This window comes from Streptomyces sp. col6 (assembly GCF_008042035.1).
Taxonomy (GTDB): domain Bacteria; phylum Actinomycetota; class Actinomycetes; order Streptomycetales; family Streptomycetaceae; genus Streptomyces.
In genome coordinates this window covers 107,549-130,809 of sequence record NZ_RDBL01000008.1, presented here as the reverse complement: position 1 = coordinate 130,809, position 23,261 = coordinate 107,549, and the positions used below count along the sequence as shown (strand labels likewise).

Below are 23,261 nucleotides of genomic sequence, written 5' to 3'. Positions count from 1 at the left end.
GTGGTGCCGAGCGGGTCAGGATTTGGTCCGTGGCCATGGGCTTTCCGATCTCGGGGGTGGTCCGGCGAGGGATACGGGGAGCTGGGGGGCGGCCCGGGGAGGCTCACCGCTCTTTGTAAGGGCCCTCGCTCGGGGACCACTTGAGACCGTCTATGAGGTGGCTCGCGGCCACGAGGGAAGGCCCGGCCCGCGTGTTATGGCGTGCGACGCCACCGGCCGCACCCTCGCGCGAGGGTGCGGCCGGGTCCCGTCAGGCGGGGATGTCGTCGACCGTCGGGGCGACGGGTGCGAAGAGGTCGGCGATGGCGGTCAGGGCAGCGGTCTTCAGGGCGGCGGCCGGTACGACCGTGCCGTCGGGGGCGGGGAGGCTGCGGGTGGCGGTGGCCTCGGCGACGACGGCGGGCCGGTAGCCGAGGTTGAAGGCTCCCTGGGCGGTGTGGGTGACGCACATGTGGGTCATGAATCCGGCGAGCACCAGCTCCTTGCCGCTGCCGGGCTCCGCGCCGAGGGCGGTCAGGGTCTTCTCCAGTTCCGTGCGGTGGAAGGAGTTGGGGAACTGCTTGACGACCACGGTCTCGCCGTCCCGGGGCGCCACCTCGTCACTGAGGGCGCCGATGTGCTCGCGGATGTCGTACGGGGAGCCCTCGCCGCCGTCGTGGATGACGTGGACGACGGGGGTGCCGGCGTCCCTGGCCCGCTCCAGCAGGCGGGCGCAGGCCGCGACGGCCTCCTCGGCGCCCTCCAGGGCCATGACGCCGGTGCGGTAGGTGTTCTGGACGTCGATCAGGATCAGGACGGACTCGCTCAGCCGGGGAAGCCGGGAGTCCAGGCCCGACACCTCGCGAAGCGTCGCGGAGGGCTGGTTGGTGGTCATGATGGTGCCTTTCTGGGAGATTCGGGCATGGCGAAGCCGTCCGCCGTGCCTGGTGCGTGAAAGTCGCCGGTGACGGCGGGGTGGGAGGGACCGGAGCGGTCAGGCCGCGCCGGTGCGGAAGCGGCGGCGGTAGGCGGCGGGTGTGGTGGCGATCTGCCGCCGGAACACGCGGTGCAGGGTCTCCGCGGACCCGAGACCGGCGGCGGCCGCCACCCGGTCGAGCGGGTCGTCGGTGGTCTCCAGGAGCCGACGGGCAGCCTCGATGCGGGCGGACTCCACATAGGCGGCGGGGCTGACGCCGGTCTCCTGTTTGAAGACCCGGGCGAAGTGCCGCTCGCTCAGGCACATCCGCGCCGCGAGCACCGGTGCGGACAGGTCGTCCTCCAGGTGGTCCGCGATCCACAGCCGCAGCTCGTCGATGTCGCGCCGCGAGGCGGCCGGCCGGCTGAGGGGCACGGAGAACTGGCTCTGTCCGCCCTGCCGTTTGAGGTACATCACCAGCTGCCGTGCCACGGCCAGGGCGGTGTCCTCGCCCATGTCCTCGGCCACCAGGGCGAGCGCGAGGTCCAGGCAGGCGCTGATGCCGGCCCCGGTCCACACCCGCCCGCGATCGGCGCGGACGAAGATCGGGTCCGCGTCGACGGTGACCTCGGGGTGCGCGGCGGCGAGCTGGGCGGCCGTCGACCAGTGGGTGGTCGCGGTCATGCCGTCCAGGAGTCCGGCGGCGGCCAGCAGGTGCGCGCCCACACACACGGACGCCACCCGCCGGGCGTGCGGGGCGGTCTCCCGCACCCAGGCCACGATGTCCTCGTCGATACGGGCGACGGGCCCGCCGTCGGTCATGTCGACCGCGCCGGGCACCAGCAGGGTGTCGACCTCCCGGCCCACCCCGTCGAAGGTCAGGTCGGTCAGCAGCCGCACGCCCGCCGAGGTCCGCACCTCGCCCGCCTCGGGCCCGGCGAGCCGGACCTGGTAGCCGGCGCGGCCCCCGGACACCCTGTTGGCCAGGGCGAAGACCTCTGCGGGGCCTGCCACGTCGAGCAGGTCGACGGCGGGGAAGACCGCGATGACGACGCGGTGTGCGGTGGACATGTCTCTATCCTCGTCAACCGCGCGGGTGGCCGCAATGACGGTTCTCTGTCACATTCGGACACCGGGCGCGGGGCGGGCGGCCGCTGCGAGCCGCCCGCCCGGGGGTGCCGTCAGCCGGCGGCGGGCCACTCCAGCGGCTCCGCGGTGAAGCCCTGGCTCAGCTGGACCGCGGCGGCCTTCTGGCCCTCCGGAATCAGGAAGGCCTTGCAGATCTTCTCCGACTGGCCGGCGCTCAGCTTCTTCTCGCTGTCCGGGGCCGGGCAGTCGGGCCACTTCGCCTCGCCCATGATGACGATGAGCGCCTTGGTGCGTTCACCCTTGTCGGTCTTGACGACCAGGTCGCTGTCCATGTCACCGATCTCCATGGCCTTGCCGCTCTTGTGCGTGACGGTCGCCCACACATAGACGGGGATCTTCGGCGCCTCGCCCTTCTCCTTGTCCAGGCCGGAGTTGTCCATGTCCGCCGTGGTGCCCGTCTGCACCTTGGTGGGCGTCACGGTGTAGGTGGCGCCCTTCGACTTCTGCATGGTGCTTTCCTGCGGCGGGCTGGCCTCGCCCAGCCGGTAGCTCGTCCTGTCGTCCGAGCCCCCGGAGCCCTTCTTGTCGTCCGAGTCGGAACCGTTGCAGCCGGTCAGCACGGCGGCCAGCACCAGGGCGCCCATCGCCGCGGGCACGGCGCGCGTCCACGTACGCATATCTCTCGTTCCCCGTTTCACATGCTCATTTCGCCCGGCGGGTGAGACAACTCCCCCGGCCGGGCCCTGCGTTCGAGCGTTCGATCCTGCCAGAACGGTGACCGGGTGGAGCGGGCGGGGCGGTTCGAGATGCGGGGCCGCACGCACACTGATTCGCTGGAGGGGTCGGCTGTCCACCGAGCCCCGGGAGTGATCATGAGCGTTGCGGACGAAACCGGCGGACGGGCCCGGCGCATCCGGGCCAAGGCGCAGGAGATGCAGGAGGCCGCCGACCGCGCCGCGGACCCGCAAGAGCGGCAGCGCCTCCAGGACAAGGCGCGCCGGCTCCGGGAGCGGAGCGACCAGGTGACCACGCAGGGCGATCACGGGACGAACGCACTTTGACCCGTCCGGAGCCGGCGGGCCGGCGTCTCACTGGGTGAAGCGGGGCAGCCACTTCACCTGGTAGTCGGGGTGGCCCGCGTTCTCCGCGGCCAGCTGGCGGACCACGAAGCCGAGGCCGAAGGCCCGGCCGGACGCGAAGTCGCGCTGCGGGCGGTCGACGTCCAGTGCGGCCACCTCGGCGTACTCGTCCAGGAGGACCCGGCTGGTCTCGATGCGCTGGAGCGTCCTGGCCGGGTCCTGCCGGACGATGTGCCGGTCGTAGTCGTGGCCGTGCGTGCGCAGGGTGAAGGCGATCGCGCCACCCCGGTCGTGGATCTCGCCGGGCGTCTCGGCCGGGCACCGCCACGCCTCGCCGCCGGCCACCCGCGCGAGGTCCTCTTCCTCGTCCAGGCGTGCCCGTACGAACGCGACGAGGTCGGAGTTGTCTGTCATCTGGTTTCGCATCCTTCCGCTCGGCCCCACCCCCTGGGGGCCGAGCTGGACACTATCCCGCCGCGGCTCAGTGGCTCCCGTCGACGGGCTCCAGCACGAAGACCGGAATCTGCCGGTCCGTCTTCTTCTGGTAGTCGGCGTAGTCGGGGAACGCCGCGACCGCGCGCTCCCACCACCGGGCCTTCTCCTCGCCGGTGACCTCGCGCGCCGTCATGTCGCTGCGCGCCGGGCCGTCCTGGAGCTCGGCGCGGGGGTCGGCCTTGAGGTTGTGGTACCAGACCGGGTGGGTCGGAGCCCCGCCCTGGGACGCGACCACCGCGTACCGGCCGTCGTGCTCGACGCGCATGAGCGGGGTCTTGCGGATCTTCCCGGACTTGGCGCCCACGGTCGTCAGGACGATGACGGGCATGCCGCGCATCGTCGTCCCTTCCGTGCCGCCCGAGCTCTCGTACTGCTCGACCTGGTCACGGACCCACTGCGCGGGACTCGGTTCGTACTCGCCCTGGAGAGGCATGCGCTCTTTCCCATCGTCGTCCGGTCCGGCCGTGTCGTCGGCCGGGGCATCTCATCATGGCTTCAACGACTTCCGGCGCCGGGAAAGTCCTTCCCGGCCGTCGTGTCGCGGTCAGGAGCGGGCGGCGCCGTAGCGGACCGTGACCTTCTCGAAGCCGAGGGAGCCGAGCAGGCCCTGGAGCATCGCGGTGGTGTTCTTCTCGGCGCGCTGCGTCAGGCCGCTCTCCTTCGCGGCGTCGCCGATGTGGCGTACGGCCAGCTGGTTGACCGCCTGTTCGCTGCCGGGGTTGTCGGAGAAGAAGTCGCCGAGCCGGTCGAGGATGCCGCGCTGTTTGGACACCGCGTAGGAGCGGTCGGGGTCGAGCGCCGGCTTGCCCAGGACCGCGTGCGGAAGCCGGAGTTCGGCGGTGCTGCGGTCCTCGTCGACGACCACTCCCCCGCTCGTCACCCGGCCCAGGTCGACGTACGCGGACACGGTGCCGGCGCCGACGTACAGCGTGCGGGTGCCGCGGATCGCGTCGGGGACGTACTTGGTGTCCTTCTCCAGGTCGACGACGACCTGGAAGTTGCCGGCCGCCGCCTCGTACCTGCTCATGTCCTGGATCGACTTGAGCACCGCGGGCCCCGTGCGGTCGTGGGTCTCCTCGCCCAGTAGGTCGCCCAGTCCGGGCAGCAGGCTGAGGCGCGTGCCGATGAAGAGCAGGGCCAGCGCGACCGCGCAGAAGGCGGCGGCGCGGCGCAGGCGCCGGCTGCGACGACGGCGGGTGCCGTCGTCGGCCGGTCCGGGCTTCGTGGACGGTTCTGTCGCCGAGTCGGTGGAGGTCATAGTGCTCGTATGACCCGGCCGGCCGGGTTCACGCCGGGAAGGCGGCCCCGGGAACCCTCACACGTCTCCCTCAGGCCCCGGTGACGCCGTCCAGCCGCTCCCGTACCAGATCGGCGTGGCCGATGTGGCGCGCGTACTCACCGATCATGTGGACGTGCACGAGACGCAGGGAGAAGACCTCCCCGTTGTGGGTGAACGTATCGTCCAGCGAGGCACCGGCGATGATCTCGTCGGCGAGCCGGCACTCCTCGACCAGCCGGGCGTAGTCGCCGGCGGCCGCGGCCGGGTCCAGGTCCTCGAAGTCCGCGTCCTTGCCCTTGGCGGGGTCGTACATCGGTGCGAGCTCCTGACCGCCGAACCGCTCCCGGAACCAGGTGCGTTCGACCTTGGCCATGTGGCGCAGGAGCCCGAGCAGGGTCAGGTTCGACGGGGGCACGGTCCGTTCGGTGAGCTGTTCGCCGGTCAGACCGGCGCATTTCTGCAACAGGGTGGAGCGGAACCAGTTCAGGTATCCGGTGAGCGTCTCCCGCTCGTCGGCGACGAGCGAGCCGGGCGTACGTGTGGCGTCAGGGGCTGTCCAGGTCATCCGGTGATCATGCACGCTGAACATCCGTTCGCACGAGCCCTTTACCGCCCCGCGCTGTACCCGGTGTCGTCCGAGTCGGAGCGTGTGAGGGACGTCGTGACGCCGCCGAGGAGGCCGAGGACCAGGAAGAGGACCACCAGGGCCTTGCCCCCGGTGCTCATGACCAGCGGCCTGGTGGCGGAGCGCGGCTGTCCCTCCGGCACGGAGAGGGCGTCGTCGCCGAAGAGTGCCTTGGGGTAGGCCGGGCTGAGCAGCGAGAAGTAGGCGGCGACCCGCATCTCGTAGCGCAGGGTGGCCGCCGTGGCCTCGAAGAGCGGCCGGGGCATGCGGCCGAGGATCAGGGTGATCAGCCACCACAGGACCGCCAGGGCCGACCAGCCGGAGGTGACGAGGCCCTGCACGATCGCGGCGGGGATGACCAGGAACACCCGGAAGAAGACGGCGAGCCGGTTCAGCCGGGTCGGCCGGACATCGATGCGCACCGGGTACTGCGGCGGCTGGGACAGCGTGAACGGCGGGTAGCTGTCGACGAGCAGCATGGCGCTCGCGGCCACCCTGGTCCGGTAGGCCAGCACCTGGGCGAGGAAGCGGTAGACGGGCCCGGGGAGCCGGGCGAGGGCCAGCGCGGCGAACCAGCCGAAGATCAGCGTGAAGAAGGCCGCGATCTCCAGGAAGAACAGCACGACGGCGTGCGGGATCAGCAGGAGCAGCCGGGAGAACACGGTGAGCCGCCGCTGGCGTGCGGGTTCGACGATGTCCAGCACGGGCCGGAACTCGTTCGCGTCCCCCTCACGTGGACCCGGGCTCCACTGGGCGTCCGTCATGTCGCTCCTCTTCGGCGGTGACCCGCGCGGCCGGGCCCGCCCGCCCGCGACCTTGGCGGCCGGGCGGGCCTCGCGGCACGCCCGGTGTCTCCCACCGTCGGGCGCGGGGCGGCGGTCCGCAATCGGCCGCGGGCCGATCGGGTAGCCGGACCGCGGCGGGGTCAGCGCTTGGTGGAACGGCCGCGGGCCGCCTTGCGGCGGACACCGTGCCGCAGCCGCGACCAGGCCGACGCGGGTACCGCGGTGCGCCGGGGCGTGGCACGGGCCCCGGTCTTCTTGCCCGGTACGGCCTTCGTGCGCGGCTCGCTCTTCTTGGCGGGCTCGGCCTTGCGGCGGGTTCCGGTCTTCGGGCGGCCGTTCTTCGGTCGCCGGGTCTCGCGGGCCGCCGGGGCGCGTGCCGGCTCCTCCGCGAGGACGTGGTAGCGGTGGCTCAGGCGCCGCCCCACCAGCAGGTAGGCGAGCAGAGCACCCGCGGTGTTGAGGATGACGTCGTCCACGTCGAAGGCGCGGCCCCGGACGATTGCTCCCTGCACCAGCTCCACGAGGACGATGACCAGCACCGTCAGCACGAACATGCGGAGCATCCTGAGCTTTCGCGGGACGAGGATGGGCAGCAGGATGCCGAAGGGCATGCCCAGCACCAGGTTGCCCCCGGCCTGCTTGCACGCGGCGAGGAACGTGTAGTCCTCGGCGTACTGCCGCAGCGAGCGGCCCGGGTGCAGGTTCGACTTCACGAGTTCCTCGGAGGCGGGCGACGGGGTGAGCGTCACCTTCGCCAGCACCACCGAGAATCCGACCATGGCCACGAAGGCCAGCACGAGAATGGAGACGCGCAGCAGAAGCCGCCCCCACCCTCTGCTGCGCGTTCCGTCGCGTTCGGGTCTTGCCGCCACTGCGTCCATGGGCGACGGATGCCCCGCAAGCGCGGGACCACACCCGTCGCGCCGTGCGGGGCGCGGAGCGCGGCGGCACACTGGTCGCGAGGGGCCGGCCGCACAGGGCCCGGCGTACACGGACGGATGCGGAGACCTCATGACGGGCGATCACGCGCACGCACCCCTGAGCTGCCTGGTCACCGGCGCCACCGGCTATATCGGCGGCCGGCTGGTGCCGGAGCTGCTGGCCGCGGGACACCGGGTGCGGTGCCTGGCCCGCACCCCGGAGAAGCTGCGCGACCACCCCTGGGCCGGGGAGGTCGAGACGGTCCGGGGCGACGTCACGGACGCGGCGTCGCTCGCCCCGGCGATGGACGGCATCGACGTGGCGTACTACCTGGTGCACGCCCTGACGACCGGGTCCGGCTTCGAGGAGACCGACCGGCGGGCCGCCGTCGCCTTCGCGGAGCAGGCACGGGCCGCGGGCGTCGGCCGCATCGTCTATCTGGGCGGTCTCACCCCCGAAGGCGTGCCCGACCACGAGCTGTCGCCGCATCTGCGTTCGCGGGCCGAAGTCGGCCGCATCCTGCTGGAGTCGGGCGTCCCGACCACCGCGCTGCGGGCCGCCGTCATCATCGGATCGGGTTCCGCCTCCTTCGAGATGCTGCGCTACCTCACCGAACGGCTGCCGGTCATGGTGACGCCGAGCTGGGTGTCGACGCGGATCCAGCCGATCGCCGTACGCGATGTGCTGCGCTATCTGGTGGGCAGCGCCCGCATGCCCCGGGACGTGAACCGCACGTTCGACATCGGTGGTCCCGACGTCCTCACGTACCGCGACATGATGCAGCGCTACGCGGAGGTGGCCCAGCTGCCGCACCGGCTGATCCTGCCCGTGCCGATGCTGTCACCAGGGCTGTCCAGCCACTGGGTCGGGCTCATCACACCCGTGCCCGCGTCGATCGCCCGGCCCCTCGCCGAGTCCCTGCGGTACGAGGTGGTGTGCCGGGAGCACGACATCGCGGGCCACGTCCCCGACGGCGCGGGGCAGCCGTTCGGTTTCGACACGGCGCTGCGGCTGGCCCTGCAACGGGTGCGCGAGGCCCGGGTCACCACCCGGTGGTCCTCCGCATCGGTGCCGGGCGTGCCCAGCGACCCGCTGCCGACCGACCCGGACTGGGCGGGCGGCAGCCTGTACACGGATGTGCGCGAACGGGCCGTCGACGCCTCGCCCGAGGCCCTGTGGCGGGTGGTCGAGGGCATCGGCGGGGAACACGGCTGGTACTCGTTCCCGCTGGCCTGGGCGGTGCGCGGCTGGCTCGACCGGCTGGTCGGCGGGGTCGGGCTGCGGCGCGGTCGGCGCGACACCGACCGGCTGCGGGTGGGCGACTCGCTGGACTTCTGGCGCGTCGAGGAGATCGAACCGGGTCACCTGCTGCGGCTGCGCGCCGAGATGCGGCTGCCGGGCCCGGCCTGGCTGGAGATGTACGTGGAGCCGGACGGGGAGGGCCGGTCGCGCTACCGGCAGCGGGCCCTGTTCCATCCGCGCGGGCTGTTCGGTCACGCGTACTGGTGGAGCGTCTCGCCCTTCCACGCCCTCGTGTTCGGCGGGATGGCGCGCAATATCGCGCGGGCCGCGGAAACGCGTACGTCACCCGGACGGGCGGTACCCGCGGTGTCGCGCTGAGCGATGCGTCCGGGGGAGGCAGGGTAGCGGCAGCATGACTGTCCCCGCCTCTTCCGGAGTTGCCCCATGACCGTTGCGGTCGTCCTGTTCACCGCCGATCTCCGCCTGCACGACCATCCGCCGCTGCGGGCCGCGCTCGCCTCGGCCGACGAGATCGTGCCTCTGTTCGTCCGGGACAGCGCGATCGAGGCGGCCGGCTTCGACGCCCCGAACCGGCGCGCCTTCCTCGCCGACTGTCTGCGCGACCTCGACGCCGGGCTGCGCGAGCGGGGCGGCCGGCTGGTCGTCCGCTCCGGGGACGTGGCCGAGGAGGTGTGCGCGGTCGCCTCGGAGGCCGGTGCGGACGAGGTCCATGTGGCGGCGGGCGTCAGCGCGTACACCCGGCGCCGCGAGGAGCGGCTGCGCGAGGCGCTGGAGTCCGGCGGGCGCCGGCTGCGCGTCCACGACGGGGTGGTCACCGCGGTGGCTCCCGGCGCGGTGACACCCGCTTCCTCGGACCACTTCGCCGTGTTCACCCCGTACTTCCGGCGCTGGTCGGGGGAACGGTTGCGCGAGGTGTTCGGTGCGCCGCGTGCGGTACGGGTGCCGGAGGGACCGCGGTCTGAGAAGCTTCCGGCCCGAAGCGGTGTGTCCGGCGTGTCGGAAGGACTCCCGGAGGGCGGGGAGCAGGCGGCGCGCAAGGCGTTCACGGCCTGGCGGCGGCGCGGTCTCGCCGCGTACGAGGAGCGGCACGACGACCTGGCGGGCGACGGCACCTCGCGTCTCTCGCCGCATCTGCACTTCGGCACCCTGTCCCCCGTCGAGCTGGTGCACCGGTCGCGCGACGCCGGCGGCGCCGGGGCCGAGGCGTTCGTACGGCAGCTGTGCTGGCGCGAGTTCCACTACCAGGTCCTCGCGGCCCGGCCCGCCGCGTCCTGGGAGAACTACCGTGACAAGCAGGACCGTTGGCGCTCCGAGAAGGAGGCGGCCGACGAGGTGGAGGCGTGGCGCGAGGGGCGCACCGGCTATCCGGTGGTCGACGCGGCGATGCGCCAGTTGCGCCACGAGGGCTGGATGCACAACCGGGGCCGGTTGCTCACCGCCTCGTTCCTGACAAAGACGCTGTACGTGGACTGGCGTGTGGGCGCACGGCACTTCCTGGATCTCCTGGTGGACGGCGACATCGCGAACAACCAGATGAACTGGCAGTGGATGGCCGGTACGGGGACCGACAGCCGGCCCAACCGGGTACTCAATCCGGTGGTGCAGGCCAAGCGGCTCGACCCGGACGGGGCGTACGTACGGCGCTGGGTGCCGGAGCTGGCGTCGCTGTCCGGGTCCGCCGTGCACGAGCCGTGGAAGCTGCGGGGCGGGGAGCGGGAGCGGCTGGACTATCCGGAGCCCGTGGTGGACCTGTCCGAGGGGCTGGACCGGTTCCGGCGAGCGCGCGGTCTGGAGTGAGCGCGGCGGACCGGGGCGCCGGGCCCCACTCCGCGCTGTTGCTGCTCTCGGCGGCGTCCGGGGCGGCGGACGCGTTCGTGTTCATCTGCGTGGGCCAGGTCTTCGCCGGGGTGATGACCGGGAACCTGGTTCTGCTCGGCGCTTCGGCCGCCGGGGCGGGCGAGGAGGGGGTGGCGCTGCGGGTGGTCACCGCGCTGCTCTCGTACGGCTGCGGGGTGGCCGGCGCCGCGCTGGTGGGTGAGCGGATGTGGCGGCGGGTGCCGGTGATGCTGCTGGCCGAGGTGGTGCTGCTCGCGGCGGGGGCGGCTCTGTGGGCGGCCCGGCTGGTCACGTCGGACGCGGACCGGCTGGGGCTGCTGGTGCTGATGGGGCTCGCGATGGGCATCCAGGGGCGGGTGCGGGCCACGCCCACGAACTACTTCACCGGGACCCTGACCTCGCTCGTCGGCCGGCTGGCCGTGGGGGCGTGGCGCGGCGGCGACGGCTGGGTCGCCGGGCGGCTGGCCGCCGTGGTGGCGGGCGCCGCGCTCGCCGCGCTGACCGTGCGGCTCCGGCCCGAAGCCGGTGCGGTGGCAGCGGCGGCGCTGGCGGTGGCCGCGCTGCTGGTGGAGGCGTCGACGGGGCCGGGGCGCACGGATACGGACGCGGAAAAGGAGAAGCCCCGGCCGGATCGGGGGAATCCAGCCGGGGCGGCTTGAGAAGTGGGCGCTCGCGCGTCATCCACATATAGGTGAACGATAAACCACCGCGCGCCGTTCCCGGCAATCCGCACCCCGCACTGTGATCCAGGGCACGGACGCCGGGCCGCTCGGGCGGGTCTCACTCACCGGCGGCGGGCACCTCGGTGCCGTAGCGGCGGTGGAACTGTTCGATCCGGCCCGCCGTGTCCAGCACCTGCCGGGTTCCCGTGTAGAACGGGTGGCTCGCCGACGAGGTCTCCACGTCGATCACGGGGTAGCTGCGGCCGTCCTCCCACGTCACGCGCCGCTCGGAGTCGGCGGTGGAGCGAGTGAGGAAGGCCGTCCCGGCGGCACGGTCACGGAAGACCACCGGACGGGAGACGGGGTGGATACGGGACTTCATGGGCATTCCTTCCTTGGCGCGGGAGAGGGCGTATGGGCGTACCGGACGGTCAGCGTTCCTCGCGGAAGAGGACGTGCCGCCCTGCGGCCGGGTCGTACTTGCGCAGGACCAGACGGTCGGGGTTGTTGCGACGGCTCTTGCGCGTCGCATAGCTCTGCCCCGTCCCCGCGGTCGAGCGGAGTGTGACTACGGGACGGATCTCGCTGCGGGCCATGAGCACCTTCCGGAGTCGTGGATCACGAGCCCCGCACCGTCCTGGTAACGGGATTCGTTTTCGTTCTGCCGGTACAACGCGAGGGCACCCGCATGCATTCCCGCCCGTTCCCGCCCGTCACGCGGCCCGCGATTTGCGCCAACCTCCTTGAACAGCAAGGCTGTTCGAGAGAAGTGGGCTAGAGTCAGCCGCTGGCATATGCCGGATGCAAGAACGCGTCGAGTGTTGCCAAACCACTTACGGGCCCCTTCCGGCTGTGCGAAAGTCGTATGCGGTCCACCCTTCGTCACTGGTTGTGCCGCCCTGCATCGGAGTACGTCATGCCGTCCCCCCTCTCTGCGGACCGCCCCGCCCCACAGCCGCCGGAGCGCGATGCCGTCGACGCGTTGATCCACCGGACGCGCCGGCTGCGCGGTGATGTGGACGCGGTGCGGCGCGACGCCGTGCTCGTCGACGAGGACGACCCGCGGATGCGCTGGCAGCGCGCGCTCTGCGAGCTGGCGGTGAACCACCTCGACGACCTCGGCACCCACCTCGGACAGCTCCGGGAGGGGCTGCCCGAGGAGCCCGAACGGCCCTCGCGCGAAGACACCGCCCCCGCCGGGCCCCAGGGCTCCCTGATCGCCCGGGTGGGCAGCGCCGAATGGAATCTGCTCACCGACGAGGTCAGCTGGTCCGACGAGCTCTTCCGGATCTTCGGCCGGGCGCCGGAGGCGGGCGGGCTGTCGCTCGACGACCTGCCCTCCACGCTGCTCCCCGAGGACCAGCCCCTGCTCACCGCGCTCGTCACGGACTGCCTGGTGGACGGCAAGCCGATAAACGGCGAGTTCCGCATCCGGCACACCGACGGGCGCGTCCGCACCCTGCACATGATGGGCGAGCCCGTGCTCGACTCGGACGGCTGCACCGCCTCCATGTGGGCCGTCCTGCGCGATGTCAGCGCGCTGCGGCGCAGCCAGCAGGTGGTGCGCCGCACCCATGAGTCGCTGCGGCGCGAGCAGCACCTCGCCAGGACCGAGCACCGGGTCGCGGTGGAGCTGAAGGAGGCCGTGCTCCCCCCGTGGCAGAGCTCGCTCCGGCTCCCCGACCACGGCCCCGGCACCCTGGACATCGCTGCCCACTACTTGCCGTCGGAGACGAGCGCCCTGGTCGGCGGCGGCTGGTACGACGCCATGGAACTGCCGGACGGGCGGACCCTGCTCACCGTCGGCGACCTGACCGGCCACGGCATCCAGGCCACCTCCGCCATGGCCGTGGTGATGGGCGCGCTGCGCGGCATGGCGGTGGCCGGCATCGAGCCGGGCCCCCTGCTCGGCCATCTCAACCAGTTACTGGAAACCTCCATTCAGCCGGCCCTGGGCAGCGCCGTGTGCTGCCGGTTCGACCCGGCGACCCGCACCCTGGACTGGGCACAGGCCGGACACCCCGCGCCGCTGCTCTTCCGCGACGGGACCGGGCGCCCGCTGCCCCTCCCGGACGGCGTGCTGCTCGGAGCCGCCTCCGGGGTCGCCTACGAACAGGACGAGGCCCACCTGCTGCCCGGCGACGTGCTGGTGCTGCACACCGACGGACTGGCCCGCGACAACTCCTCCGGGCACGGTGGTGCGCGCCCCGGTACGGAAGCGCTGCTCGGTCTGGCTCCACGCTTCGCCGAGGCCCGTTCGGCACAGGAGTGCGTACGAGCCGTGGTCGAGGAGTTCGGCACGGCCGAGCGACTGGACGACGCGTGCGTGCTGATCGCCCGCGTCGGGGCGTAGGGAAGCGACGACGGCCCTGAGCGGGGCGTCGGCACGACCGCACGGCGGAACCCGGGTCTCATCGCGTCCCGGGTCTCCTCAGATCTCGGCGCTCCTCGCGTTCTTGGCGCGCCGGCTGTGCGGGAGCGCGAGCTGGATCTCCTGGCGCAGGTCCTCGATCTTCGCGTAGCCCGCGAACTGCCCGGTGAGCCGGTACATCTCGCGCAGCCGGTCCCAGGTCCGGTGGGAGGAGGTCTCCCCCATCGTGACCAGGGCGAGCCGGGCGTAGCGGTCGGCCTGCTCCGGGTCGTCGGCGATGAAGCAGGCCGAGGCGAGCGAGATGTAGTCGAAGATCTTGGACCGCTGGCGCCCGTTGGCGCGCAGCTCCAGGGCCTGCTTCGCGTGCCGCTGGGCGACTACGGCCACCGAGGGGTCGTGCTCGGCGAGCGTCCGGAAGGCAAGGGCCTGCATGCCGTGCATGTCGGCCTCGTCGAACATCTGCATCCAGCTGGGCGGCGGCACGTCGCTCTTGTCCGAGACGAACAGCTCCTCGGCCCGGCCGAGCGTGCGCCGCATGGCCTGGCCGCGCCCCATGGACGCCTGCGCCCATGCCTCGATGGTGCAGAGCATCGCCTGGGTGCGCGGCAGGACGCTGTCGCCCGAGCCGGACTTGGCGAGCTTCATGAGGTCGAGCGCGTCGTCGGGACGGCCCAGGTGGACCATCTGGCGGGCGGCGCGGGACAGGGCCTCGCCGGCGCGCGGGCGGTCGCCGCCCTCGCGTGCCGCGTGCGCGGCGATGACGAAGTACTTCTGGGCCGTGGGTTCGAGGCCGACGTCGTGCGACATCCACCCCGCCAGGACGGCGAGGTTGGCGGCGACGCCCCACAGGCGTTTCTGGAGGTGGGCGGGGTGGTGGTAGGAGAGCATGCCGCCCACCTCGTTGAGCTGGCCCACCACGGCCTTGCGCTGGAGACCGCCGCCGCGGGAGGCGTCCCAGGCGCGGAACACCTCCACGGACCGCTCCAGCGCCTCGATCTCCTCGGAGCCGATGGGCGCGGCCTCGTACCGGTCGAAGCCGGCGGGGTCCGCGTGTACCGGGCTGTCGGCGCGCGGGGCGTCGGCCGCCAGTACGGGGTCGGTGTGCAGCCAGTCGTGCATGGGGCCGGCGATGGTGGAGCCGGCGGCGAGCGCGGCGCCCGCGCTCACCAAGCCGCGTCGGTTGAGCATGAGGTCCATTCCCGTGAATTCGGTGAGGACCGCTGCCGTCCGTTCGGGCGCCCACGGGAGCCGGTCGGGATTGTCCTGCGTCCCGGCCTCTCGCCGTTTCCCCACACGCCCGCGCCGGCCGAACCCGAGGTCCTCGATGGTCACGACACGGCCGAGTCGCTCGGTGAACAGAGCCGCCAGCACCTTGGGCACGGGATCGCGGGGGGACTCCCCCATGTCGATCCAGCGCCTCACGCGCGAGGTGTCGGTTGCCAGTTGGGGGTGGCCCATGGCCGCCGCCTTCCGGTTCACCATTCTCGCGAGTTCGCCCTTGGACCAGCCGGCAAGGCCGAACAGGTCCGACAGGCGGGTGTTGGGTTCTCCGGTCACGTCAAGCCCCCAGGTTCTCGGCTGTGTTGACAGTAACCCCGCGTCAGATGCCTTGCGACTATTCGCCAGGGTTCGCCAGGGTGCGCTATGTCGAGAGACACCCTCGCGCCGGTGTCAGGTAGGAAAGCGCAACCCCGCCCGGCAGCCCTAGGGACTCCCCAGGGTGCCGAAGGGCCGCCGGCCGGGGTGGCGCACGCAACTTGTCGGCGCACGAAGGGATCTGTCTCGCCCATGTACACAGCATCGTCCTCCGTGTCCGCCCCGCCCCGGCCGCTGCGTCCGATCCAGGCGGGCGCCGGGCCGTACCTCGACCCGCGCGCGGGTGTCCCGGCCCCCGGCCTCGGGCGGCCCCGCCGCCCGGCGGGACCGGGCGTCCCCTCGCTGGGCGGACGGCTCGACCTGTCGGGCCCGCAGGGCGCCCAGTTGAGGATGGTGATCGCGTCCGTGCACCGCATCTGCCCGGAGTTCAATCCGGTGCAGGTGCTGCGGCGCAGCGGGCGTTCGGTCCTGCTCGTCGGCTCCACGGGGCGCGCGACGGCGGTCGCGAAGTGCTTACTGGACCACTCCCCGGCGTGGTCGGAGCGGTTCCGGCACGAAATAGCTGCATACCGGGCGTTCGTCCGGCACCGTCCGCCGGTCCGGGCGCCCCGGCTCATCGCCGCCGATCCGGAGAACTGCACGCTGATCATCGAGCGGATGCCCGGACGGGTGGCGGCCCTGACGCGCCATCCGTCCGAGGCCCCGCCCCGCGCAGACCTGCGGGCGGTGCTCGGCGCGGTCGCCCGGGTGAACGCCTGGCGTCCGCCGGCGGGCCTGTTCGAGGCCCCGCTGGACTACGCGGCGCGGATCGCCCGCTACCACGAGCTGGGTCTCTTCACCGACCGGGACCTGGGCGACCTGCAGAAGCTGCTGCACGGGCTCGCCCACTCCGGCGGACGGCACAGCATGGGGCAGTTCTGTCATGGGGACGCGCTGCTCTCCAACATCCTGCTGTCGCCCACCGGTCCGGTGCTGGTGGACTGGGAGCACGCGGGCTGGTACCTGCCGGGCTACGACCTGGCGACGCTGTGGACCGTGCTGGGTGACGCCCCGGTGGCGCGGCGCGAGATTAGCAAGCTGGCCCAGGTGAACGGACCGGCCGCGCGGGACGCCTTCCTGGTGAACCTGATGCTCGTACTCACCCGGGAGATCCGCAGGTACGAGACGGCCGTGCAGCGTGCCATGCGGGACACGGGGACCACACGGGCGGGGCAGGACCGTCCGGGCGCGCTCGCTCCCGGTGAGGAGCAGCGACTGCTGCTGCGCCGGCTGCACGACGACTGCGCGATGGCCCGGAACGCCGTGCGGGCGGCGGTCGGCACGCGCTGACCGGCCGGCCCCACGGGGCGCGCCGCGGGTCCGGTGCCGACACACCGGGCCCGCGGCGCGCTGTTGTGTTCCCCCGTTCCCGTTCCCTCGCTTCAGCGGGCGCGGACGATGTCCACGTCGGACGCCTTGACGAAGGCCACGCGGTGGCCGATCTGGACGGTCACGTACTTCTCCTTGCCCTTGAAGTACGCGTGGTCCAGGGGGTAGGAGGCGTCGATCGTCGGCGCGTAGAAGAAGCCGGTGGGCGCCTCGCCGCCGCCGGGGTAGGACTGGCCGGCCTTGATCGTGTACTGGAGCGGTGTGCCGACCCGCTGGTCCGCGAAGTCCGCCGGATATTCGGACTTCTCCGGGTACGCCACTCCGTACACCGGCACCTCGGCCTTGCCCGCCTTCGGGCGGACGACGTAGCCGGAGGTGGGGACGGTGGTGCGGGTGTGGGCGGGTGTGCGGAACCACGCCTTCTCTCCGTACCACCAGATCGCCGTCCAGCCGGGGGCGCGGCCGGCCACGACGGCCTGCTGGGTGGCGCTGATCTTGCTGCCCCAGTCGGCGGCGCAGTTGGTGCCGGGCGAGCCGTCCGTGTGGATACCGGGGTCGGAGAAGAGGGGCGCGTCGTCGGAGGGAGCGGTGTGCAGCGGGACGGCGCTGGAGCCCTGGACGGGCAGGTCGACGTTCTTCTCGCAGTCGCGGAACGCCTGCTTGTTGTCCTTGAACCGGGGGCTGACGGTGACCAGTTGGCTGCCCGGGAAGGCGGTCGGCACGGTGGGCCTGCCGAGCAGCGTCATGAAGTAGTTCCAGTCCCAGTAGGTGCCCGGGTCCCAGTGCATGTTCTTGGTGCCGGCGGCGCTCGTGGGCGGGACGCCGTCGTGGCCGATGATGTGCTGGCGGTCGAGCGGGATGTCGTACTTGGCGGCGAGGTAGCGCACGAGGGCCGCGGTCGAGCGGTACATCTCGGGGGTGTACCACTGGGCGCCTTCGACGGCGACGCCTTCCTGCTCGATGCCGATGGAGTGGCTGTTGACGTACCAGTTGCCGGCCTGCCAGGCGACGTCCTTGTTCTTGACCATCTGGGTGACGTGTCCGTCGGCGGACCGTACGACGTAGTGGGCCGAGGTCTGCTTCAGCGGGTTCTGGAAGATCTTCAGCGTGGTGTCGAAGTCCTCCTCGGTGTCGTGCAGCACGATGAACTTGATCTTGTTGGTGCCCGGACGGTCGGCGGTGTCGTAGTTGCCGTACGTCTCCTTGTCGGCCGGGTCGCCGGTCTGCTGGTAGGCCGCCGGGACCCAGTCGCAGGCGAGACCGCGCGGGCACTCGGGCCGGACCCCGTCGGCACCGGCCTGGGCGGCCGGGCTGAGCAGTGCGAGGCTCAGCGCTCCGGCGGTGGTGAAGGCGAGTGCGAGCCTGGTCCTCTGCTTGGACGTCATGACAACCCTTCGTAGAGCCGGGTGGAGCCGTTGCGGACGTGCGCGCACACTCTGTGACCTGAGGTGAAGGGGCGTCAAGAGCGCTGGACGGGCAGCGCGTTGAGCCACTGGACCAGACCACTGACAGGGGCTGTGACCTGCGAAGGGCGGCGAACGGCGAGGCTCTGGCGATGACCCGTTACCAGGGTTTTACGAGGACGGACCGGCCCGGTGTCCCTCGAACGGGCGCTCTGCGGTGTGACTAATGGCGGGGGTGCGTGCCCCGAACGGCCCAAGGGTAGGGCTCGCGCCGACAGGACCGATACGCGTGGCACTCGCGCGGTGGCTCTCGGAAAGGCCGGACGCACATGGCTCAGCCGTTCACCCTGCCGGACTTCTATGTTCCGTATCCGGCGCGTCTCAACCCCCATGTGGAGGAGGCCCGGCAGCACACGAAGACGTGGGCGCGGGCCATGGGGATGCTGGAGGGGTCCGGTATCTGGGAGGAGAAGGACCTCGACGCCCACGACTACGCGCTGCTGTGCGCGTACACCCATCCCGACTGCTCGGCCGAGGCACTGTCGCTCGTCACCGACTGGTACGTGTGGGTCTTCTTCTTCGACGACCACTTCCTGGAGTTGTTCAAGCGGACCCCGGACCGGGAGGGCGGCAAGCGGTATCTGGACCGGCTGCCGGCGTTCATGCCGATGGAGCGCGGTGCGCCGGTGCCCGAGCCCGAGAACCCGGTGGAGGCGGGTCTCGCCGATCTCTGGGCGCGTACGGTGCCCGCGATGTCGGACGCCTGGCGGGTGCGGTTCGCGGAGTCGACGAGGAACCTCCTCAACGAGTCGCTGTGGGAGCTCGCCAACATCAACGAGGGCCGCATCGCGAACCCCGTCGAGTACATCGAGATGCGCCGCAAGGTGGGCGGGGCACCCTGGTCGGCCGGTCTGGTGGAGTACGCTGCGGGGGCCGAGGTACCGGAGGCGGTGGCCGGTGAACGGGCGCTGCGGGTGCTGCGCGACGCGTTCTCGGACGGGGTCCATCTGCGCAACGACCTCTTCTCGTACCAGCGCGAGGTGGAGGACGAGGGCGAGAACAGCAACGGGGTGCTGGTCCTGGAGCGCTTCCTCGACTGCTCGACGCAGGAGGCGGCCGAGGCGGTGAACGACCTGCTGACGTCCAGGCTCCAGCAGTTCGAGAACACGGCCCTGACCGAAGTGGGACCGCTCTGCGCGGCGAAAGGCCTGGACGCGGCGCAGACGGCGGCGGTCGGGGCCTATGTCAAGGGCCTTCAGGACTGGCAGTCCGGCGGCCATGAGTGGCACATGCGCTCCAGCCGCTACATGAACGACGGCGGGGCCGGCGGGGCCGAGCCGGGCTTCGGGATGTCCGCCGCGTCGATCCGCTTCACCAGGCGCTCGGAGTCGGCCCGGCTGCGCAGCCACAGCCACGCGTTCTTCCAGCACGTGGGCCCGTCCCTCCTGCCCGACTTCGATCTGCCGTTCAGTACGACGCTCAGCCCGCATCTGGAGGGCGCCCGGGAGCGGCTGGTGGTGTGGGCCGGCCGGATGGGCATCCTGGGGCCGCAGCCGGGGGTGCCGGGTTCGCACATCTGGGACGAGGAGCGTCTGCGGGCGATCGACCTGCCGTTGTGCGCCGCCGGTATCCACCCGGACGCGACACCGGACGGTCTCGACCTGTCCTCGGGGTGGCTGGCCTGGGGGACATACGGCGACGACTGGTTCCCCGTGGTGCACGGCCGGTCCCGCGACCTGGCGGGGGCCCGGCTGGCCAACGAGCGGCTCTCCCTGTTCATGCCGCTGGACGGGAGCCCGGCCCCGGTGCCGGTCAATGCGCTGGAACGGGGGCTCGGTGACCTCTGGGAACGCACGGCGGGCCCGATGGACGACGCCGGGCGGCGGGCGTTCCGTACGTCCGTCGAGGACATGACGGCGAGCTGGCTGTGGGAGTTGGCGAACCAGGCGCAGCACCGGATCCCCGACCCGGTGGACTACGTCGAGATGCGGCGGATGACGTTCGGGTCCGACCTGACGATGAGCCTGTGCCGGATCGGGCACGGCAGGAAGGTACCGCCGGAGATCTACGAGAGCGGCCCGCTGCGCTCCCTGGAGAACGCGGCGGCCGACTACGCGGCGCTGCTCAACGACCTGTTCTCGTACCAGAAGGAGATCGAGTACGAGGGTGAGGTGCACAACGGTGTCCTGGTGGTGCAGAACTTCTTCGGGGTGGACTACCCCACGGGGATGTCGATCCTGTACGACCTGATGAAGTCGCGGCTGCGGCAGTTCATCCATGTCGCCGAGAACGAACTGCCGGTGCTGTACGACGACTTCGGGCTGGACGCCGAGGCGCGGGAGACGCTGGCGGGTTATGTGCGGGAGCTGGAGCACTGGCTCGCGGGCATCCTGATCTGGCACCGGGGCTGCCGGCGCTACCGCGAGGAGGATCTGCGGCGGGGCACGGGAGCCCCGTGGCACCTCAACGGTCCCACGGGGCCCGGCACTTCGGCGGCGCAGGTGGCGGCGCTGTTCGGTCAGCTCTCGGGGGTGAACGTGTAACGGCCGCCCGCGCGCGCCCGGAGGGTCTTCCGGCCGTTCGCGAACAGTGTGGAGCGGACCGTCGCCGTACGGGTGCGGCTCGCCGTGAGCACCGCGCGGCGGGCCGCGCCCCCGGCCCACGCGATGTCGACGGTGAATCCTCCCCGGGCGCGCAGCCCGCGCACCGATCCCTCGGGCCAGCTCGCCGGGAGGGCGGGGAGGAGGTCGATGGTGTCGTGCTGGCTCTGGAGGAGCATCTCCGCGATGCCGGAGGTGGCACCGAAGTTGCCGTCGATCTGGAACGGGGGGTGGGTGTCCCAGAGATTGGGCAGGGTGGAGTTCTTCAGCTGCTCCGCGAGCATCCTGTGGGCGTGGTCGCCGTCCAGCAGCCGGGCCCAGAAGTTGATCTTCCATGCCTTCGACCATCCCGTGCCCCCGTCGCCCCGGGCGGTGAGCGAGACCTTGGCGGCCTCGGCCCAGGCGGTGCCCGCCTCGATCCGGCGGCCGGGGTGGAGGGCGAAGAGGTGGGAGACGTGGCGGTGGGTGTCGGCGGGGTCGTCCCGGTCGGTCTTCCACTCCTGGAGCTGCCCCCAGGAGCCGGTGCGCAGGCCGGGGTCGAGACGGTCCAGGGCCGCTTCGAGCCGGCCGCGGAAGGCGGGGGCGTCGCCCAGGGTGCGGGCCGCCTCCAGGGTGCTGGTGAGCAGGTCGTGGACGATCTGCTGGGACATCGCGGCCCCGGCGGTGAAGTCCCCGTGCTCGGGCGAGTAGCCGGGGGTGACGACGAGCAGCCCGTCGCGGGGGTCGGTGCGCAGGTTGGCCAGCCAGAACTCGGCGGCCTCCTTCATGGCCGGGTAGGCGGTGGAGCGCAGATAGTCGGTGGAGCCGCCGAAGCGGTAGTGCTCGTACATCTGCTGGGTGAGCCAGGCGGCGGCCTCGGGGAACCAGAAGGCGGTGGACCAGTCGTGGACGCCGGTGAAGCCGTAGGGGTTGGTCTCGTTGTGGACGACCCAGCCGGCGGTGCCGAACATCTCCTTCGCCGTTCTCCGGCCCGGTTCGCGCATGGCCTGGACGTAGCGGTCGTAGGGGGCGGTGGTCTCGGCGAGGTTGGTGACCTCGGCGGGCCAGTAGTTCATCTGGAGGTTGATGTTGCTGTGGTAGTCGGCGGACCACGGCGGGGTGGTGGAGTTGTTCCAGACGCCCTGGAGGTTGGCGGGCAGTGAGCCGGCCCGCGAGGAGGCGATGAGGAGGTAGCGGCCGTACTGGAAGAACAGGGCCTCCAGTGCCCGGTCCGCGGAGCCCGCGCCTCCCGTGTACGCGCTCAGGAGCTGGTCGGTGGGTACGTCGGGAAGCTGCTGGCCGATGTCGAGGACGACCCGGTCGAACAGGGCGCGGTGGTCGCGGGTGTGGGCGTCGCGCACCTTCTCGTACGAGCCCGCGGCGGCGGTGTCGACGGCTGCCGTGACCTTGCGGTGCGGGTCCTCGCCCCGGTAGTCGGGGTAGCTGTCCGCGTAGTCGGTGCCGGCGGCGAGGAGGAACCATGCGCGGTCGGCGCCGGTGACGGTGAGACTTCCGTCGGGGTTGGCGGTGACCGTGCCTCCGGCGGTGCGGACGCGTATCTGGGCCTCGAAGCGCAGGCCGTTGTCCTCCAGCGCGCCGCGCACGGTGAGCCGGTCACCGCTCGCGGCCGCCGTGAAGTCGTCGCGCGGTGAGGTGTAGCGCAGGGTGAAGGCGATCCGGCCGGGGCGGTCGGCGCCGAGCCGTCCACCGATGACACCGCCCGGGTGCGAGGCGAAGTACTCCCGGGTGTGGGCGGCGCCCTCGTGGGTGTACGTGACGGTGGCGAGCGCGGTACGCAGGTGCAGGGAGCGCCGGTAGGAGGCGTCCGGGGCGGCCGGCGCTCCCGGCAGGTCGAGCCGCAGTTCGCCGAAGACCTGGTAGGCGCCGTAGCCGCGGCGGGCCTGGCCGAGTTCGGCGGCGACGGCGTCGGGGCCGAGGGCCCCCTCCGCGTCGAGGCGGTCGCGTACACCGTCGAGGGCGCCGGGGCGCGGCGCGGTCCAGTTGCCGAAGTCGTAGCCCTGGGCCGAGCCGGGGCCGCCGGTCCAGAGCGTCTTCTCGTTGAGGGTGAGGCGTTCCGAGGCGAGTGTGCCCCAGATGCTCGCGCCGAGTGCTCCGCTCCCGATGGGCAGCGACTCGCGCTCCCAGCCGGCGGCGGGGGCACGGTAGTGGAGCACCGGGTCCGGGAGCGTGGTGGCTCGTGCCTGCTTCGCGGATTCATCGGAGGTACCGGCGGCGGCTGCGGTGCCCGCGAGAGTGGGAACTCCCAGGGCCAGAGCGCCGGTTGCGCCGATCACCGTCTTCACTGTGGTACGTCGCGTCATTCCGGATGTCATGCCGGAACACGCTAGAGGTCCGATGACTTGCCGGACAAGGGACATGACAAAGCAGCCTCTTGGACAGAGGCCGCGCGCAGTTGGACGGAAGTGGGATCACCGGGCGGGCGGCCCGGTGACCGTGACGGGCTCAGCCCTGCTGGAAGAGTTCGGCGGGCAGCGGCTTCAGGAGGGTGTAGAGGTCGTCGGTGATGGGCCTGTCCCAGCTGGCGATGGTGACGAGCACACCGTCGCTGCGGTCGAACTGCACACAGGAGATGCGGCTCTCGGAGAGCTTCACACGGCGCACGATCAGCAGGTTGTCGCCCTGCATGACGGGCATGTCCTCGGTGCCGGTGACCTCGACCGGCTCGTCGTTCTCCAGCGCGAGCAGCAACTGCGCCACCTCGAAGGGCACCTGCCCCTCCTCGGTCTCGCGCGCGGGCGAGCCCTCCGGGAGGTTGCCGATGATCATCGCCGGACCGCGCCCGCCGAACAGGTCGTACCGCAGGAACACGCCCTGGCAACTGCCGTCGGGAGCGGGCAGCAGACCGGCGCCGAGGTTTCCGGGCCAGTCACCGGGGTCCATGGCCAGGACGTCGAAGTCGGGGCCCGCGGGTGTGGCGGCGCTACGGCGGCGGAGGAAGGACATGCACACATGTTACGTGTCCCGGCCCACCTCGCAGAGCCGGGCCCGAACCGG

Annotated in this window: 22 protein-coding genes; 7 read left to right on the top strand and 15 right to left on the bottom strand. The window is 71.9% G+C overall.

Annotated elements, in window-relative coordinates:
• Nucleotides 1–250: 250 nt before the first annotated feature.
• The 3 genes from EAO73_RS12860 to EAO73_RS12850 all read right to left on the bottom strand — a co-directional run bounded on the left by EAO73_RS12860 (nt 251) and on the right by EAO73_RS12850 (nt 2,661).
• Nucleotides 251–874, bottom strand: a complete 624-nt coding sequence (locus tag EAO73_RS12860; protein WP_147971667.1) for a cysteine hydrolase family protein — start codon at nt 872–874, stop codon at nt 251–253.
• Nucleotides 875–973: 99 nt separating this feature from the next.
• Nucleotides 974–1,966, bottom strand: a complete 993-nt coding sequence (locus EAO73_RS12855; protein WP_147971666.1) for a GlxA family transcriptional regulator — start codon at nt 1,964–1,966, stop codon at nt 974–976.
• 110 nt (nt 1,967–2,076) lie between these two features.
• On the bottom strand, nt 2,077–2,661 hold the full coding sequence (locus tag EAO73_RS12850; protein WP_147971665.1) for a hypothetical protein: 585 nt from the start codon (nt 2,659–2,661) through the stop codon (nt 2,077–2,079).
• A gap of 195 nt (nt 2,662–2,856) precedes the next feature.
• Between EAO73_RS12850 and EAO73_RS12845 the strand changes: the two genes are divergently transcribed.
• Nucleotides 2,857–3,045: a DUF6381 family protein gene (locus EAO73_RS12845; protein ID WP_147971664.1), complete on the top strand. Its 189-nt coding sequence runs from the start codon at nt 2,857–2,859 to the stop codon at nt 3,043–3,045.
• A gap of 27 nt (nt 3,046–3,072) precedes the next feature.
• Here the strand turns inward: EAO73_RS12845 and EAO73_RS12840 are convergent, their stop codons facing one another.
• From EAO73_RS12840 to EAO73_RS12815, 6 genes are all read right to left on the bottom strand, one after another.
• Nucleotides 3,073–3,477 carry a DUF6221 family protein gene (locus EAO73_RS12840; protein WP_147971663.1) on the bottom strand — a complete coding sequence of 135 codons (405 nt, stop codon included), beginning with the start codon at nt 3,475–3,477 and terminating at the stop codon, nt 3,073–3,075.
• Between the two features lie 67 nt (nt 3,478–3,544).
• Nucleotides 3,545–3,991, bottom strand: coding sequence for a nitroreductase family deazaflavin-dependent oxidoreductase (locus EAO73_RS12835; RefSeq protein WP_147971662.1), 447 nt, complete (start codon nt 3,989–3,991; stop codon nt 3,545–3,547).
• Between the two features lie 111 nt (nt 3,992–4,102).
• The gene (locus EAO73_RS12830) at nt 4,103–4,816 is read right to left on the bottom strand and encodes a DUF4230 domain-containing protein (RefSeq protein WP_147971661.1); all 714 of its coding nucleotides are present in this window, start codon (nt 4,814–4,816) and stop codon (nt 4,103–4,105) included.
• A 70-nt stretch (nt 4,817–4,886) separates the two neighbouring features.
• Nucleotides 4,887–5,402: a DinB family protein gene (locus tag EAO73_RS12825; protein WP_147971660.1), complete on the bottom strand. Its 516-nt coding sequence runs from the start codon at nt 5,400–5,402 to the stop codon at nt 4,887–4,889.
• 41 nt (nt 5,403–5,443) lie between these two features.
• Nucleotides 5,444–6,226 carry a DUF4389 domain-containing protein gene (locus EAO73_RS12820; protein WP_147971659.1) on the bottom strand — a complete coding sequence of 261 codons (783 nt, stop codon included), beginning with the start codon at nt 6,224–6,226 and terminating at the stop codon, nt 5,444–5,446.
• Between the two features lie 161 nt (nt 6,227–6,387).
• Nucleotides 6,388–7,128 carry a VanZ family protein gene (locus EAO73_RS12815; RefSeq protein ID WP_147971658.1) on the bottom strand — a complete coding sequence of 247 codons (741 nt, stop codon included), beginning with the start codon at nt 7,126–7,128 and terminating at the stop codon, nt 6,388–6,390.
• A 130-nt stretch (nt 7,129–7,258) separates the two neighbouring features.
• On the opposite strand from EAO73_RS12815, the gene EAO73_RS12810 reads away from it, so the two are divergent.
• The 3 genes from EAO73_RS12810 to EAO73_RS12800 all read left to right on the top strand — a co-directional run bounded on the left by EAO73_RS12810 (nt 7,259) and on the right by EAO73_RS12800 (nt 10,926).
• On the top strand, nt 7,259–8,788 hold the full coding sequence (locus EAO73_RS12810; protein WP_147971657.1) for an SDR family oxidoreductase: 1,530 nt from the start codon (nt 7,259–7,261) through the stop codon (nt 8,786–8,788).
• 66 nt (nt 8,789–8,854) lie between these two features.
• Nucleotides 8,855–10,228 carry a cryptochrome/photolyase family protein gene (locus EAO73_RS12805; protein ID WP_147971656.1) on the top strand — a complete coding sequence of 458 codons (1,374 nt, stop codon included), beginning with the start codon at nt 8,855–8,857 and terminating at the stop codon, nt 10,226–10,228.
• A 38-nt stretch (nt 10,229–10,266) separates the two neighbouring features.
• Nucleotides 10,267–10,926 (top strand): YoaK family protein, encoded by a 660-nt coding sequence (locus EAO73_RS12800; protein ID WP_147971675.1) that lies wholly within the window; start codon nt 10,267–10,269, stop codon nt 10,924–10,926.
• A 121-nt stretch (nt 10,927–11,047) separates the two neighbouring features.
• On the opposite strand, the gene EAO73_RS12795 is transcribed toward EAO73_RS12800, so the two are convergent.
• Together EAO73_RS12795 and rpmG are read right to left on the bottom strand one after the other, a co-directional pair.
• Entirely contained in the window at nt 11,048–11,311 is a 264-nt protein-coding gene (locus EAO73_RS12795; RefSeq protein WP_147971655.1) for a type B 50S ribosomal protein L31, read from the bottom strand.
• 49 nt (nt 11,312–11,360) lie between these two features.
• A complete protein-coding gene (gene rpmG / locus EAO73_RS12790) occupies nt 11,361–11,525 on the bottom strand; it encodes a 50S ribosomal protein L33 (RefSeq protein ID WP_147971654.1) in 165 nt (54 codons plus the stop codon).
• A 320-nt stretch (nt 11,526–11,845) separates the two neighbouring features.
• On the opposite strand from rpmG, the gene EAO73_RS12785 reads away from it, so the two are divergent.
• The gene (locus EAO73_RS12785; RefSeq protein ID WP_147971653.1) at nt 11,846–13,282 is read left to right on the top strand and encodes a PP2C family protein-serine/threonine phosphatase; all 1,437 of its coding nucleotides are present in this window, start codon (nt 11,846–11,848) and stop codon (nt 13,280–13,282) included.
• Between the two features lie 78 nt (nt 13,283–13,360).
• On the opposite strand, the gene EAO73_RS12780 is transcribed toward EAO73_RS12785, so the two are convergent.
• The gene (locus EAO73_RS12780; RefSeq protein ID WP_147971652.1) at nt 13,361–14,857 is read right to left on the bottom strand and encodes a hypothetical protein; all 1,497 of its coding nucleotides are present in this window, start codon (nt 14,855–14,857) and stop codon (nt 13,361–13,363) included.
• 231 nt (nt 14,858–15,088) lie between these two features.
• Here EAO73_RS12780 and EAO73_RS12775 point away from each other — a divergent pair, with 231 nt between their 5' ends.
• Entirely contained in the window at nt 15,089–16,225 is a 1,137-nt protein-coding gene (locus EAO73_RS12775; protein WP_147971651.1) for an aminoglycoside phosphotransferase family protein, read from the top strand.
• 92 nt (nt 16,226–16,317) lie between these two features.
• Here EAO73_RS12775 and EAO73_RS12770 read toward each other — a convergent pair whose 3' ends face one another.
• Nucleotides 16,318–17,649, bottom strand: a complete 1,332-nt coding sequence (locus EAO73_RS12770) for an N-acetylmuramoyl-L-alanine amidase (RefSeq protein WP_147971650.1) — start codon at nt 17,647–17,649, stop codon at nt 16,318–16,320.
• Between the two features lie 347 nt (nt 17,650–17,996).
• Between EAO73_RS12770 and EAO73_RS12765 the strand changes: the two genes are divergently transcribed.
• Nucleotides 17,997–20,210 (top strand): terpene synthase family protein, encoded by a 2,214-nt coding sequence (locus EAO73_RS12765; RefSeq protein WP_147971649.1) that lies wholly within the window; start codon nt 17,997–17,999, stop codon nt 20,208–20,210.
• On the opposite strand, the gene EAO73_RS12760 is transcribed toward EAO73_RS12765, so the two are convergent.
• Together EAO73_RS12760 and EAO73_RS12755 are read right to left on the bottom strand one after the other, a co-directional pair.
• The gene (locus EAO73_RS12760) at nt 20,186–22,420 is read right to left on the bottom strand and encodes a glycosyl hydrolase family 95 catalytic domain-containing protein (protein ID WP_147971674.1); all 2,235 of its coding nucleotides are present in this window, start codon (nt 22,418–22,420) and stop codon (nt 20,186–20,188) included. The genes EAO73_RS12765 and EAO73_RS12760 overlap by 25 nt on opposite strands.
• A gap of 289 nt (nt 22,421–22,709) precedes the next feature.
• Nucleotides 22,710–23,210, bottom strand: a complete 501-nt coding sequence (locus tag EAO73_RS12755; RefSeq protein WP_018550733.1) for a hypothetical protein — start codon at nt 23,208–23,210, stop codon at nt 22,710–22,712.
• Nucleotides 23,211–23,261: the final 51 nt, after the last annotated feature.

Coding starts and splice junctions, on each gene's coding strand:
- EAO73_RS12860 (WP_147971667.1), bottom strand. CDS start 874: ATGACCACCAACCAGCCCTCCGCGACGCTTCGCGAGGTGTCGGGCCTG.
- EAO73_RS12855 (WP_147971666.1), bottom strand. CDS start 1,966: ATGTCCACCGCACACCGCGTCGTCATCGCGGTCTTCCCCGCCGTCGAC.
- EAO73_RS12850 (WP_147971665.1), bottom strand. CDS start 2,661: ATGCGTACGTGGACGCGCGCCGTGCCCGCGGCGATGGGCGCCCTGGTG.
- EAO73_RS12845 (WP_147971664.1), top strand. CDS start 2,857: ATGAGCGTTGCGGACGAAACCGGCGGACGGGCCCGGCGCATCCGGGCC.
- EAO73_RS12840 (WP_147971663.1), bottom strand. CDS start 3,477: ATGACAGACAACTCCGACCTCGTCGCGTTCGTACGGGCACGCCTGGAC.
- EAO73_RS12835 (WP_147971662.1), bottom strand. CDS start 3,991: ATGCCTCTCCAGGGCGAGTACGAACCGAGTCCCGCGCAGTGGGTCCGT.
- EAO73_RS12830 (WP_147971661.1), bottom strand. CDS start 4,816: ATGACCTCCACCGACTCGGCGACAGAACCGTCCACGAAGCCCGGACCG.
- EAO73_RS12825 (WP_147971660.1), bottom strand. CDS start 5,402: ATGACCTGGACAGCCCCTGACGCCACACGTACGCCCGGCTCGCTCGTC.
- EAO73_RS12820 (WP_147971659.1), bottom strand. CDS start 6,226: ATGACGGACGCCCAGTGGAGCCCGGGTCCACGTGAGGGGGACGCGAAC.
- EAO73_RS12815 (WP_147971658.1), bottom strand. CDS start 7,128: ATGGACGCAGTGGCGGCAAGACCCGAACGCGACGGAACGCGCAGCAGA.
- EAO73_RS12810 (WP_147971657.1), top strand. CDS start 7,259: ATGACGGGCGATCACGCGCACGCACCCCTGAGCTGCCTGGTCACCGGC.
- EAO73_RS12805 (WP_147971656.1), top strand. CDS start 8,855: ATGACCGTTGCGGTCGTCCTGTTCACCGCCGATCTCCGCCTGCACGAC.
- EAO73_RS12795 (WP_147971655.1), bottom strand. CDS start 11,311: ATGAAGTCCCGTATCCACCCCGTCTCCCGTCCGGTGGTCTTCCGTGAC.
- rpmG (WP_147971654.1), bottom strand. CDS start 11,525: ATGGCCCGCAGCGAGATCCGTCCCGTAGTCACACTCCGCTCGACCGCG.
- EAO73_RS12785 (WP_147971653.1), top strand. CDS start 11,846: ATGCCGTCCCCCCTCTCTGCGGACCGCCCCGCCCCACAGCCGCCGGAG.
- EAO73_RS12775 (WP_147971651.1), top strand. CDS start 15,089: ATGTACACAGCATCGTCCTCCGTGTCCGCCCCGCCCCGGCCGCTGCGT.
- EAO73_RS12770 (WP_147971650.1), bottom strand. CDS start 17,649: ATGACGTCCAAGCAGAGGACCAGGCTCGCACTCGCCTTCACCACCGCC.
- EAO73_RS12765 (WP_147971649.1), top strand. CDS start 17,997: ATGGCTCAGCCGTTCACCCTGCCGGACTTCTATGTTCCGTATCCGGCG.
- EAO73_RS12755 (WP_018550733.1), bottom strand. CDS start 23,210: ATGTCCTTCCTCCGCCGCCGTAGCGCCGCCACACCCGCGGGCCCCGAC.